The sequence below is a fragment of the Flavobacterium faecale genome, assembly GCF_048320115.1.
Lineage (GTDB): Bacteria > Bacteroidota > Bacteroidia > Flavobacteriales > Flavobacteriaceae > Flavobacterium > Flavobacterium faecale_A.
In genome coordinates, this window is the sequence record NZ_CP182943.1 from 3,034,410 (window position 1) to 3,047,891 (window position 13,482).

At 33.5% G+C, this 13,482-nt stretch carries 13 protein-coding genes; 8 read left to right on the plus strand and 5 right to left on the minus strand.

Going from position 1 to position 13,482, the window contains the following annotated elements; all coding sequences use genetic code 11:
• Positions 1-232: 232 nt before the first annotated feature.
• Positions 233-2,401, minus strand: a complete 2,169-nt coding sequence (locus tag ACNH59_RS12500; RefSeq protein ID WP_418262864.1) for an endonuclease MutS2 — start codon at positions 2,399-2,401, stop codon at positions 233-235.
• A 156-nt stretch (positions 2,402-2,557) separates the two neighbouring features.
• Here ACNH59_RS12500 and ung point away from each other — a divergent pair, with 156 nt between their 5' ends.
• On the plus strand, positions 2,558-3,229 hold the full coding sequence (gene ung / locus ACNH59_RS12505) for a uracil-DNA glycosylase (protein ID WP_418262865.1): 672 nt from the start codon (positions 2,558-2,560) through the stop codon (positions 3,227-3,229).
• Between the two features lie 4 nt (positions 3,230-3,233).
• Here ung and ACNH59_RS12510 read toward each other — a convergent pair whose 3' ends face one another.
• From ACNH59_RS12510 to ACNH59_RS12520, 3 genes are all read right to left on the minus strand, one after another.
• On the minus strand, positions 3,234-3,599 hold the full coding sequence (locus tag ACNH59_RS12510; protein ID WP_418262866.1) for a DUF2200 domain-containing protein: 366 nt from the start codon (positions 3,597-3,599) through the stop codon (positions 3,234-3,236).
• 290 nt (positions 3,600-3,889) lie between these two features.
• Positions 3,890-4,267, minus strand: a complete 378-nt coding sequence (locus ACNH59_RS12515) for a DUF4258 domain-containing protein (RefSeq protein WP_418262867.1) — start codon at positions 4,265-4,267, stop codon at positions 3,890-3,892.
• Positions 4,268-4,305: 38 nt separating this feature from the next.
• Positions 4,306-5,511, minus strand: coding sequence for an alanine dehydrogenase (locus ACNH59_RS12520; RefSeq protein ID WP_418262868.1), 1,206 nt, complete (start codon positions 5,509-5,511; stop codon positions 4,306-4,308).
• Between the two features lie 349 nt (positions 5,512-5,860).
• Here ACNH59_RS12520 and ACNH59_RS12525 point away from each other — a divergent pair, with 349 nt between their 5' ends.
• Entirely contained in the window at positions 5,861-7,120 is a 1,260-nt protein-coding gene (locus tag ACNH59_RS12525) for an aminotransferase class I/II-fold pyridoxal phosphate-dependent enzyme (RefSeq protein ID WP_418264897.1), read from the plus strand.
• Between the two features lie 166 nt (positions 7,121-7,286).
• Here ACNH59_RS12525 and ACNH59_RS12530 read toward each other — a convergent pair whose 3' ends face one another.
• Positions 7,287-8,231 (minus strand): tRNA dihydrouridine synthase, encoded by a 945-nt coding sequence (locus tag ACNH59_RS12530; protein WP_418262869.1) that lies wholly within the window; start codon positions 8,229-8,231, stop codon positions 7,287-7,289.
• A gap of 187 nt (positions 8,232-8,418) precedes the next feature.
• Here ACNH59_RS12530 and menD point away from each other — a divergent pair, with 187 nt between their 5' ends.
• The 6 genes from menD to ACNH59_RS12560 all read left to right on the plus strand — a co-directional run bounded on the left by menD (position 8,419) and on the right by ACNH59_RS12560 (position 13,478).
• Entirely contained in the window at positions 8,419-10,080 is a 1,662-nt protein-coding gene (gene menD, locus ACNH59_RS12535) for a 2-succinyl-5-enolpyruvyl-6-hydroxy-3-cyclohexene-1-carboxylic-acid synthase (protein ID WP_418264898.1), read from the plus strand.
• A gap of 107 nt (positions 10,081-10,187) precedes the next feature.
• Complete coding sequence (locus tag ACNH59_RS12540) at positions 10,188-10,529, plus strand: DUF2853 family protein (protein WP_418262870.1); 342 nt, start codon at positions 10,188-10,190, stop codon at positions 10,527-10,529.
• A gap of 296 nt (positions 10,530-10,825) precedes the next feature.
• The gene (locus ACNH59_RS12545) at positions 10,826-11,344 is read left to right on the plus strand and encodes a DUF6913 domain-containing protein (RefSeq protein ID WP_418262871.1); all 519 of its coding nucleotides are present in this window, start codon (positions 10,826-10,828) and stop codon (positions 11,342-11,344) included.
• A 7-nt stretch (positions 11,345-11,351) separates the two neighbouring features.
• Positions 11,352-12,233, plus strand: coding sequence for a 4-hydroxy-tetrahydrodipicolinate synthase (gene dapA / locus ACNH59_RS12550; RefSeq protein ID WP_418262872.1), 882 nt, complete (start codon positions 11,352-11,354; stop codon positions 12,231-12,233).
• A gap of 124 nt (positions 12,234-12,357) precedes the next feature.
• Positions 12,358-13,152 carry an outer membrane protein assembly factor BamD gene (locus tag ACNH59_RS12555; protein ID WP_418262873.1) on the plus strand — a complete coding sequence of 265 codons (795 nt, stop codon included), beginning with the start codon at positions 12,358-12,360 and terminating at the stop codon, positions 13,150-13,152.
• A gap of 8 nt (positions 13,153-13,160) precedes the next feature.
• Positions 13,161-13,478: a DNA-directed RNA polymerase subunit omega gene (locus ACNH59_RS12560; protein ID WP_026709525.1), complete on the plus strand. Its 318-nt coding sequence runs from the start codon at positions 13,161-13,163 to the stop codon at positions 13,476-13,478.
• The last annotated feature ends 4 nt before the right edge of the window (positions 13,479-13,482 follow it).

The following is a 13,482-nucleotide window of genomic DNA, read 5'->3' on the forward strand; positions in this document are numbered from 1 at the left end:
AAGGGTTTGTTGTTTATGGTTAAGGGGGTATTTGGTTATTTGTTTAATTTGGTCAACTTTTTAATTGTTATTCATTAATCTTCAATCGTTTTCAATCGTTAATTTTATAAAAAAGCACCTCAACAAGCTCAGTGTGACAACTGGTTAGAAGATGAATTGTATTTTAAAAAATCAATCATGTAAACTTTTAATAACAACTAATCAACTAACCGATTAAACAATTAACCATTTTCTACTTTTTCTTAACAGCTTCCACCAACTCTAATTCATCTAAATTCACCTTAGAAGTAAACATCCCGTAATTCACTGTGGCTTTGTTTTTTTCAATGCTGTCAATGCTTCCCACGGCTTTGCCGTCAATCATACGTACTCGATCACCTAATTTTAAAATGTGTTTAGGTTTTAGAATTACAGGTTTGAGTTTCTTTTCTTTTTTCTCTTTTCGGATTTCCTCTACCTGAACTTCCACTTCTTTGATGACTTCTTTTTTCTTGGCGATTTTTTCTTTTGCTTCTTTTGGAGTCGCTTTTTTGCGTTTGGAATTTTCAATTTCAATGATTTTCAAAAACTCCCCAATTAAGTTTTTTTTATTTTTATTATTGAAATACTTCTCGGCTATATCTTCAATTTTCTGACCAATGTAAATCGTTTTTTGATTGCTGTCAAAAAGCTCTTGATAGCTTTCTAATTTTTGTTTGATTTTGACATTGATTGTCTCCATTTTTTTTCCTTCTTCACGCGCTTTGCTTTCTTCCTCTTTCAGTGTTTGAGACGTTTTTTCGAGTTTAGAACGTTCTTTTTGAAGCGTTGCAATTGTTTTATCAAAACGCACTTTCCCTACTTCAATTTTCTTTTTGGCACGATTGATTAAACTAAACGGAATTCCGTTTTTTAAAGCGACTTCAAAAGTGAAGGAACTTCCTGCTTGTCCTAAAACCAACTTATACATGGGCTCTAATGATTTTTCGTCAAAAAGCATATTGGCATTAGTAGCATAAGGCAATTCGTTGGCCAATATTTTCAAGTTGGAGTAGTGAGTAGTAATAATTCCAAAAGCTTCTCGATGGTAAAATTCCTCTAAGAATATTTCGGCCAAGGCACCTCCTAATTCAGGATCAGAACCTGTCCCAAACTCATCAATCAAAAACATGGTTTTGTGATTACACTTCTTTAAAAAGTAGTTCATGTTTTTTAATCGGTAACTATATGTACTTAGGTGATTTTCAATAGATTGATTATCTCCGATATCTGTCAAAATTCTATCAAATAGAAAAGTTTCAGAGCGCTCATGAACCGGAATTAACATACCTGATTGTAGCATCAATTGCAATAAACCGACTGTTTTCAGGGAAATAGTTTTTCCTCCCGCATTTGGGCCTGAAATAACAATAATACGATTTTCTTGATGAAGTTCAATGGTTTGGGGGTAGGTGATTTCCTTTTTTTGCTTGTTGTTCAAATACAAAATAGGATGATAGGCTTCTCTAAAATACAATCTTCTTTCATCGCTAATGGTTGGTAAAATACCGTTAATTCTGTCCGCATATTTAGCCTTGGCAGCAATAACATCTACATCGCTTAGAAAGTCTTGGTATTGTTTTAGCAAAGGTAAAAAGGGGCGAATTCCATTGGATAAATTCTTTAAAATTCGAGTGATTTCTTCCTTTTCTTCGTATTCTAAATTACTCAATTCACGGGAATAACGCAAGGTAGCTTCAGGTTCTATATAGGCAATACTACCTGTTTTGGAACTACCTAAAATCGTTCCACGTACTTTACGTCGATACATTGCTAAGACCGCTAAAACGCGTCGATTTTGAACAATACTTTCTTTAATATCATCCAAATATCCTAAACCGTTGTATTGTGTTAAGGCTACTCCAAAACTCTGATTTACTTTGCCACGAACAAGATTCATACTTCTTCGAATTTCCACCAAAGCCGGAGAAGCATTGTCTTTAATTTCACCGTACTTATCTACTACAGCATCAATTTGTGTGATAATTTCCTTGGTTAGTTCAACTTCCGATGCTCTTTTGTTAATATTTGGGTAATAGTCGTCAAATTTTCGAAGAAAATTCAACAGAAAATTAACAGTAGAGGACAAGTTGGCAATTTTTCTAAAACTACCTACTTCAAGAAAGCTATCTTCAATAGCCAAAAACTTAATTTCGTGACTAATAGCGTCAAAACCATGGTTAGGGATGGCATTGTTATTTTGAAAAGAAGAGACATACTCAGAGGTTTGCAACAAGGCGCTCATCAAAGTTTCTTTATCTCTAAAAGGGGTGATTTCTAAGGCTTTTTGTTTTCCAATATCTGTATTACAAATTTCCGAAATGGTTTCGAGAACAGTTGGAAATTGTAAGTCTTGTAAAGTTTTTTCGGTAATGGATATCATTATTTTATATAAGATTCTTTTATGCAAAAATAGTTAATCGTAAAGACTATTGCATAGCCATTCACGAAGTTTTCACAAAGATTAAAAGAGATAATTTTTAACCTTTGAAAATCTTAGAGTATTCTCTGAGTATCTTTGTGAAATAATTTTCAGAATATGCAATTAACACTTCCCTCAGACTGGCAAAAGATTTTAGAAGACGAAATCCAAAAACCTTATTTTAAAGAATTGGAATTGGCGGTTGCTAAAGAATACAAAGAAAACATATGCTTTCCACCACAAGATTTGATTTTTTCAGCTTTTGCAAATTGTCCTTTTTCCAATGTAAAGGTTGTAATCATTGGTCAAGATCCGTATCATGGAGTAGGAGAGGCTAATGGTTTGAGTTTTTCAGTGAATGATGGGGTGAAAATCCCGCCATCTTTGCGAAATATTTACCGCGAACTTTGCGAAGATTTGGATTCGATTTTTATGCCTACATCTGGGAATTTAAAACACTGGGCACAGCAAGGTGTATTGTTATTGAATGCGACTTTAACCGTTCTGAAAGATAGTCCAAATAGTCATAAACATTTAAAATGGAATCTTTTCACAGATGCAGTTATTCAGAAAATATCTGAAGAAAAAGAGAATGTAGTTTTTTTACTATGGGGTGGTTTTGCACATAAAAAAGGAGCCCAAATAGACCGCAACAAACATCTGGTTTTAGAATCGGGGCATCCTTCACCTATGAGTGCCAATCAAGGAAAATGGTTTGGAAATAAACATTTTAGTCAAACGAATTCCTATTTAAAAGAAAAAGGTTTGGAGGAAATTGCATGGTTGTAGTTGACTAAGGTTGACGCAGTATTTTTTCCATCTTTCTTCCTTTTGCCAATTCATCCACCAATTTATCCAAATAACGAATTTGTTGCGTCAAAGGATTCTCAATTTCTTCCACACGATAGCCACAGATTACACCAGTTATCAAAGATGCATTAGGGTTTAAACTAGCTTCTTGAAAAAACTCTTTAAAACTTACTTTCAGATCTATTAATTCTTGAATTTTTTTCTCATCAAAACCTGTTAACCATCGGATGACTTGATGTAATTCTGCTTTGGTTCTGTTTTTCTTTTCTACCTTGGTAACATAATGTGGATATACAGCAGCAAAAGTCAATTCTGCTATTTTATGGTGGTGAGCATCTGAAATGTTCATGGTTTCGATTTTTAGTATCAACTAAATTATTAAAATAAAAAAGAATGAAAAAGTGTTTTTTTGAGCAGAATACAATTTTATGCCTACTGTTATATTGAGATCATGTATTTGTTAATTGTAACTAATGAGTCCTTGTAAAGCAGGAAGCCGCGTGAGGGGGAGAAGCTGGCTACCGAAGTAGCGCGTATCACCCGACAGCATTACAAAAAATGGGCTCATCACCGTAAAGTGAGGAGCCCATTTTTGTAATGGTGGCACGCCCAGAAAAAGGGATAGCCTATCTGTAATTGTTATTTTTTAATGATTTCTTCGAGTGTAGCGCTTTCAGCTGTATTGCTTACTTTCAGAATAATTTCTTGGTTTTGGGTAGTTTTGCCTTCGATTACGTATAATTTGGTGTTTTTACCAAATTCGGTGTTGCTTTGGTCAAAATCTACGTCTCCGAATTGAAGGGTGTTTTTGATATCGATGGTGTCAATCCAAGATTCGGCTAAAACGGAGGAAGCTTTTTCAGAGTAATTAAAAGGTTTGCTCCTTAGGTCGTTTAAAACACGTGCATTGGGAAAGTAATTGCATCGGGTGTCTTTACCGCTGAAAACCAAACCAACAAAGAAAAGACCGATCACTAATCCTACCAAGTAGTAGGCAAAACGTTGAAAAAATTTCATGTATTTTTATTTTGTTGCAAAGGTAAAATAAAGATTCTTTAAAATACAATTAAATTGATATCGTTATTGGGTAAATTAAACCAGTCTCCAATGGCTTTATTGGTTAAGATACCGTGGTAGAGGTAAACTCCATTTTTGAGTCCTACATCACAACGAATCGCTGATTCGATTCCGCCATCATCAGCAATTTGCATTAAATAAGGCGTGATAATGTTACTGATAGAAAGAGAAGCTGTTTTAGAGTATCGAGAAGCAATATTTGGAACGCAGTAGTGCAGTACATTGCTTTTGATAAACGTTGGCTTTTCATGTGTAGTAACTTCTGAGGTTTCAAAACAGCCTCCTGTATCGATGCTTACATCCACGATGACAGCACCTTTTTTCATGTGTTCTACCATAGTTTCAGACACCACAATAGGGCATCGTTGTGCTCCTCGTAAAGCACCAATAGCCACATCACAGCGACGCAATGCTTTTGTTAAAGCTTTGGTTTGGATTGTAGATGTAAAAATCCTTTGGCTCAAGGTGTTTTGTAATCTTCTTAATTTTGTAATAGAGTTGTCAAATATTTTCACATTAGCCCCTAAACCGATGGCGGTTTTAGCAGCAAATTCGGCTACAGTTCCTGCACCTATGATCACGACATCAGTAGGGGAAACTCCGGTGATATTACCAAAAAGTAATCCTTTTCCAAAATCATTGGTAATCATTAGTTCGGCAGCAATTAAGATGGAAGCGGTTCCGGCAATTTCACTAGAAGAACGTACTGCTGGATAAGATCCGTCTTGATCTTTGATGTATTCAAATGCCAAGGCTGTTATTTTTTTCTTGCTCAAAGCTTCAAAATAAGCTTTGTTCTTTGTTTTTAACTGGATTGAGGAAATTAAAATCGATTTGTTATTCATCATTTCGATTTCTTCTAAGGTAGGAGCACCAACTTTTAAAACCATAGGACAACCAAATACTTTTCGGGTGTCATGGGTGATTTCGGCACCTGCATCACTGTATTCTTTGTCGGTATAACTGGAACTCTCTCCTGCACCTGATTCAATCATCACCCGATGTCCGTGATGGGTTAGCGAGTTTACGGCATCTGGAGTAAGGCAAATGCGTCGCTCTTGGTAACTGGTTTCGCTAGGGACACCAATAAAAAGCTCGCTTTTTCGTTTTGTTACTTCGAGTTTTTCTTCTTGTGGGAGTAACTGTTCTTTAGTAAATGGTGTAATTGCTACGGTTATTGACATTGCTAATTTGATAATTTAAAAGTAAAATTACGTAAAAAGATTAAAATAAGCCATTTCCATTGGTAGAATTAACCAATTGTTTTTGTTTGGGCTTCTTTTGAAACAATTGCAAGGTTAATTGAATTTAGACTGCATTTTTGTGTTGCGCTCTCAAAAAAAAAAAATCAAAACTTTCTGTGATGGCTGAGTTAGCAGGACCACTTTGTTTTTTTTATGAGTCATACGATTTATTTAATAAAAAAAAGTAAAAGGATGCTGAAAAAAAATAAATATGTAATAGCAACCCTTTATATGTTATAAATAATTATTTTTGCAAACGCTTAAAATTAAAATTATTACTAGAGATATTATGGTAAAAGATTTATTCGAAAGAATTCAGAACAATAAAGGACCATTAGGAAAATGGGCTTCACAAGCAGAGGGTTACTTTGTATTTCCAAAATTAGAAGGAGAATTAGGGCCAAGAATGAAATTTCAAGGAAAAGATATTTTGAACTGGAGTTTGAACGATTACCTAGGTCTTGCCAATCATCCTGAAGTACGTAAAGCTGATACTGAAGCAGCTATTGAGTACGGTGCAGCATATCCAATGGGAGCCCGTATGATGAGTGGTCATACAACTTACCATGAGCAATTAGAAAATGAATTGGCTGAATTTGTAATGAAGGAATCAGCTTATTTATTAAACTTTGGTTACCAAGGAATGGTGTCTATTATTGATGCTTTGGTAACTAAAAATGATATTATAGTTTACGATGTAGATTCACACGCTTGTATTATTGATGGTGTGCGTTTGCATATGGGGAAACGTTTTACTTACAAGCACAATGACTTGGAAAGTATGGAGAAAAACTTGCAACGTGCTACTAAAATGGCTGAGGAAACTGGAGGAGGAATCCTTTTTATTACTGAAGGTGTTTTTGGAATGCGTGGGCAACAAGGAAAGTTGAAAGAAATTGTTGCGATGAAGCAAAAGTACAATTTCCGTTTATTAGTAGATGATGCACATGGTTTTGGTACGCTTGGTAAAACAGGAGCTGGAGCAGGTGAGGAGCAAGGGGTTCAAGAGGATATCGATGTGTATTTCTCTACTTTTGCGAAGTCAATGGCTAATATTGGTGCTTTTGTGGCAGCTGATAAAGATGTAATTGATTACCTAAAATACAATTTACGTTCTCAAATGTTTGCTAAAGCATTGCCAATGATTCAAACTATTGGTTCATTGAAGCGTTTGGAGTTGTTACGTCAATCTTCAGAGATTAAAGACAAACTTTGGGTAAATGTAAACGCCTTACAAAATGGTTTGAAAGAAAAAGGATTCAACATTGGAGATACCAACACTTGTATCACTCCTGTATATCTTGAAGGAAGTATTCCTGAAGCGATGGTGATGGTGAATGATTTGAGAGAGAACTACGGTATTTTCCTTTCGATTGTAGTGTATCCTGTAATTCCAAAAGGAATTATCTTATTGCGTATGATTCCTACGGCTTCTCATACAATAGCTGATATAGATGAAACTTTAGTAGCTTTTGAAGCAATTCGTGAGAAATTGGTTAACGGTACTTATAAAACTATAGCTGAACAAACTACAGTTGATGTTTCATAAACTGTTTTGTTGTTATTATAAATTAAAAATCCATTAGTTTATGCTAATGGATTTTTTGTTTTAATAGACAATTAAATCCTAATTGAGCTAGTAGAAATTTACAAAATAAACTTAGAGAAGATAATAGTATAATGATTACCAACATCTAGTTCGTACTAATAGTTGTTTAGCCATGTTTGAAAATTTCAGTGACAGCGGCATCATAATTTTTAAAACTTTTTGCCTTTTTGATAAGCTTAAGTACTTTGTGTGGATTAGAAAATGTAGTAGAGAAATACTCCCATAGATGATACATTTTTAGTAAAATATGAGTTTGTCCGGATAGGGATTCGCTGTAGATTGCGTATAAAACATCATGGAACTCTTTAAAAACCTCTAGTTTGTTTTCTGGATACTCGTGCGTATTATTTTTAATCATACTTGGTAAAAAAGGATCAGCAATCAAGGCCCTTCCAATCATCCAATGGTCAATTGTTGGGAAGCGTTCTTGCATTTCTTGAAACTTCGCAACCGAGGTAATGTCACCGTTGTAGTATAATTTATGCTTGGATTTGTCAATGCAGTTTTGAAAAGCATCCAAATGTACGCCGCCTTTGTAGAGTTGCTTTCCCAATCGGGCATGAATAGCGATATTCTTTAGTGGGTATTTTTCTAAAATTGGCATCACATCTAGAATTTCTTGAGTATTTTCATATCCTAAACGCATTTTCATCGAAACAATAATATCAGTTTCAGAATGCGCTTTGTTTAAGATGTCATCAATTCTTTCGGTATTGCTTATCAGACCTGAGCCCATTCCTGATTTAGTTACCATGGGATAGGGACAACCTAAATTCCAATTTAGTTCATTATAACCTAATTCCTTGACGTACTTGGCAACAAATAAAAATTCCTCCGCATCATTGGTGATAACTTGCGGAATTACTTCAAGTCCTACATTATTTTCAGGTAACAAATCACGTTCGTACGAAGATTTAATGACCAATTTACCATTTAGCCGAATGTAAGGAGAATAAAATGTGTCTATTCCGCCAAAAAGTTTGTTTTGGGCATTTCTAAATCTAAAATCGGTAAAACCTTGAAGAGGTGAAGATAATAATGTGTAATCCATATCAAATTTGAGTTGTGCAAATATAGTGTACTTTCTATTTTTACGTCCTTTTAATTTTAGTAAGTTGGTTTTGGCTAAGAATTTTTTTATTATGCAACCACAAACGACAAACCATTAACTTTTTAACTCATAACTCTTACCTTTTTCCCTTTCTACTTTGTATATTTGTTTGCTTCAAATGAATACAATGATATACCCAAAAATACCTTTAGCACAAAGTATTATTGAACTCTGTTTGGCTAAAGGGGTTACCCAAATAATTATTTCCCCAGGTTCACGTAATGCGCCATTAACAATTGGTTTTGTAAATAATCCTAATTTTACTTGTTATAGTATAGCAGATGAGCGTTGTGCTGCTTTTTTTGCTTTAGGAATTGCGCAACAAACCAAGAAGGTTGTAGCTGTAGTTTGTACCTCTGGTTCGGCATTATTGAATTATTACCCAGCCGTTTCGGAGGCTTTTTATAGTCAAATTCCTCTGCTAGTAATTGCGGCTGATAGACCTCAATCTAAAATTGATATTGGTGATGGTCAAACCATTCGTCAAGAAAACGTATTTGCTAATCATTCACTTTACAACGCAAATCTCACAGAGGAGGCCTCAATTGAAAATGATTTGAAAATAAATGATGCGATTGATACCGCTATTTATCAAAAAGGCCCAGTGCATATCAACGCTCCTTTTGAAGAGCCTTTATACGAGACCGTTTCTGATTTATCGGTGGAGGTAAATGTTTCCGCTTTCGCAAAAGCGCCACAACTCATTTCGATTTCCGAATTGGAAAGTCAGGCTGCGATTTGGAATACTGCTACTAAGAAACTAGTGCTTGTGGGGGTAAATGATCCTGATTCGATTGATAAAGAGGTAATCGAATATTTAGCAACCGATCCCTCGGTTGTGGTAATGACTGAAACGACTTCTAATTTGCATCACCCTAGTTTTATATCCAATATTGATACAATTATTACACCATTTAGTTCGGAAGAATTTGAAGATTTTCAACCCGAAATTCTAATCACTTTTGGAGGTTTGATTGTCTCTAAACGTATCAAAGCTTTTTTAAGAAAGTACCAACCTAAACATCATTGGCATGTTGATAGCATCAGGGCTTATGATACTTTTGGAGTTTTGTCTCATCATTTTAAGCAAGAGCCTAATTCTTTTTTTAAAAATTTTATGCCGCTTACGCAAAAAGTCGTGAGTAACTATTTTGAAAAAATGAATAAAGTCGCTCTATTAAGGAATCAAAAAACCGTTGACTATTTGAATAAAATTCCATTTTCAGATTTTGTTGTTTTTGAAAAGGTAATCAAGCAATTACCTAAAAGTAGTCAATTGCAAATTAGCAATAGTTCTGCGATTCGGTATGCCCAATTAATCAAAACGGATTCTAGTATAGAGGTTTTTTGTAATAGGGGAACCAGCGGAATTGATGGAAGTACCTCTACAGCAATTGGTGCAGCAGTAGCTCATAAAAAACAAACAACCTTGATTACAGGTGATATTAGTTTTTTTTACGACAGTAATGCCTTGTGGAATAGTTATATCCCTAACGATTTCAAAATTATCATCATCAATAATGCAGGAGGTGGTATTTTTAGGATTTTGCCAGGACACCAAGAAACTCCTGTTTTTAATACTTTTTTTGAAACTTCCCATCAAATGACAGCGGAACATTTGGCTAAAATGTTTGGATTTGAATATACTGTAGCTACTAATTTAGAAACTTTAGAGGCTAGTCTACCGGTGTTTTTTCAGTCAAATGAAAAGCCAGCTATTTTAGAGATTTTTACGCCTACATTAATCAATGATAAGATACTTTTACAATTTTTCAAAGAATTAGTATAAATTGAATATTATTAGGTTTTCTGGCTGTTATTAATAAGAGGATTAATTGGTTATTTGTAATCATTTAGTTATATTTGAGATTATTAACTTAAATTTTAATTAGCAATATGAGTGCAAGAGAAGAATTAATAGCAAAATACGCAGCAGATTTAAAGGACAAATGTGGAGTAACTCCAAATATGGACTTATTAACTAAAGTGACGATCGGTTGCGGTCCATCTATTTATAATAAAGATTCGGCAACAGTAGCAGGTAGTCAGCAATCAGAATTGGATACGGTAAAAAACAATTTCTTGATCAAGAAGTTAGGATTGAAAGATAGTCCAGAACTAGATGCTGGCATTGATGCAGTAATTGAAAAATACGGTCGTTCTAATGCTAATAAATACAGAGCTGTGGTCTATTATCTTTTAGCAGTTCATTTTAAAAAAGAAAGTGTTTACAATTAAAATAAGTAAACAATAAAATAAATATGTAAAGCACCTTTTTGGTGCTTTTTTTACGAGTCATTTTTCTTTTAAAGCTTGATTTCTATGTTTTTATAGATATGTACAGTCGAAGCTGAGTGCAGTAGTGGCTATTTTTCAAAATCCTTGATGATATTTACATCCCATTAATTGTAGGGGCTAATAAGTGTCTAATTGTTAATAATATAACAAAAAGTTTCAAATCACAATTATACTTTTTTAGATTTGCGCCTCAAATTGTGACATAATTAATTAATTTTGTGGATTAGAAAAGAAATATGCTGTTGAATTATTTAAAGGGTTTTTTGGTAAAAAAAAGAGTGAAAAATAATTTACTCGCTGAAAGAACCGTTCCTAATTCAAATAAAATTAAAACAGTTGGTTTGTTGGTTGATGAAAATTATTTTTCAGATAAAAACGAATTGATAAATCAAATTGTTTCCAATGGAATTTTGAAAGAGGATATTCAGGTGTTAGTTTATAAAAACAGAGCCAGTAAGAATAAGGATTGTGAGTATCCAGTTTTTACTCCTAATAATTTAAACTGGAAAGCTGAAATAAATAATGAAGCTGTTAACGACTTTGTTAATCAAGAATTTGATTTATTAATAAGTTACTACGATGTTGAAAAAGCCTTATTATTATTGGTCACACATCATTCAAAAGCAGATTTTAAAGTTGGTTTCTCTTCTATAGACAAAAGATTAAATGATTTGATGATTACTATTAATGCCGAAAATCATAAAGTTTTTGTCCACGAGTTGTTTCGATACTTAAAAATATTAAATAAAATATAACCTAAACATGCAATCATTAATAGGAACTGGAGCTGCATTAATTACTCCATTTAAAGAAGATTTGTCAATTGATACGGAAGCTTTATGTAAAATAGTTGATTTTTCAGTAGATGGAGGAGTGGAGTATCTAGTGGTTTTAGGGACTACAGCTGAGACAGCTACTTTAACACCTACAGATAAAGAATTAGTTATTAGTACTATTGTTGCTGCTAATAAAGGAAGATTACCATTGGTTTTAGGAATTGGAGGTAATGATACTATGAAAGTAGTGGAGGAGTTAAAAACAAGAGATTTGTCTGCATTTGAAGCCATTTTATCTGTTTCTCCTTTTTATAATAAACCTACTCAAGAAGGGATTTATCAGCACTATAAAATGGTTGCTGAGGCATCACCTTTGCCAGTGATTATTTATAATGTTCCTGGGCGTACTTCTAGCAATATGTTGCCTGCAACTGTACTGCGTTTAGCTAATGACTGTAAAAATATTATTGGTTTAAAAGAAGCATCAGGAGATCTTGTTCAAGCCATGGAAATAATTAAAAACAAACCCAAAGATTTCATGATGATTTCAGGTGATGATATGTTGGCTTTGCCAATGATATTAGCGGGAGGTGTGGGGATTATTTCGGTAATCGGACAGTGTTTCCCAATTGCATTCTCTGAGATGGTTCGTTTAGGATTGAATCGTAAAGTTGATGAGGCTTACGAGTTGCATTACCGTCTTTCAGAATGTATTGATATGATTTTTGAACAAGGTAATCCTGCAGGGATTAAACAAGTTTTTAAATCTTTAGGAATATCTGAAAACCATCTACGTTTACCTTTGGTTCCAGTTGATGAGTCTTTAGCTGCAAGAATAGATACTTTTGTATCTAAATTTGATAAATAAGCACTCCTTTTTCTTAGGGAAAGAAATATTTTGAAGTGGCTAAATTAATAACTAAATTTGCACCGAAACTTCGGTACTGTTTTTTGTAGGTTGATGCTAACAATTGAATCGAAAAAAAAATAAAATGAAAAAAATTGTATCGTTATTACTTCTTATAGTTCTTTTTACTTCTTGTAATGAATATCAAAAAGCATTGAAAAATGAAGATATTGCAGTAAAGTATGAAATGGGGACTAAGTTGTATGAAGCAGGCAAGTATTCAAAAGCTATTCGATTATTTGAACAAGTAGCAACTACTTATAGAGGAAAACCTCAAGCAGAAAAGTTGTTTTATATGTTTTCTCAATCGTATTATAAAACCAATCAGTTTTATTTAGCGGGTTACCAATTTGAAAGCTTTACGTCTAGTTATCCTAAGAGTGAAAAAGTGGAAGAAGCTGCATTTTTAGGCGCAAAAAGTTATTCGAAATTATCTCCAGTATACAGCCTGGATCAAACGGATACTTTTAAAGCAATTGAGAAATTGCAAAACTTTATTGATACTTATCCTAATTCTTCTTATTTAGCAGAAGCTAATGAATTAGTGAAAAATTTAGCTCAAAAAATTGAGAAAAAAGTTTATGAAAATGCCAAAGGATACAATACAATTTCTGATTATAAATCAGCCTTAGTAGCATTAGATAATTTTATAAATGATTATCCAGGTACACCCTACAAAGAAGATGCTTTGTATTACAAATTGGATTCAGCTTATAAATTAGGTATTAATAGCGTTCAAGATAAAATGGAAGAACGTCTATTAGTAGCTAAAAAAGCATATTCGAATTTAATTAAATTTAAACCGGATACTAAATATAAAGATAAAGCTGATGATATGTTGGCTAGAGTTGAACAAGATTTACAAAAATTTACTAAATAAATAAAGTCATGGATTTAAAAAAGACGAACGCTCCAGTAAATACAATAACTTATAACAAAACAGTTATTGAAGAACCTACTGGGAATGTGTATGAAGCAATTACCATTATGGCTAAAAGAGCAAACCAAATCAATTCTGAAATCAAAAAAGAATTGACTGAAAAACTAGAGGAGTTTGCTACATATAATGACAGTCTTGAAGAAGTTTTTGAAAACAAAGAGCAAATCGAAGTTTCAAAATTCTATGAAAAATTACCTAAACCTCATGCTTTAGCAGTGCAAGAATGGTTAGACGGTAAAATTTACCACAGAGATTCAAACAAATAATATA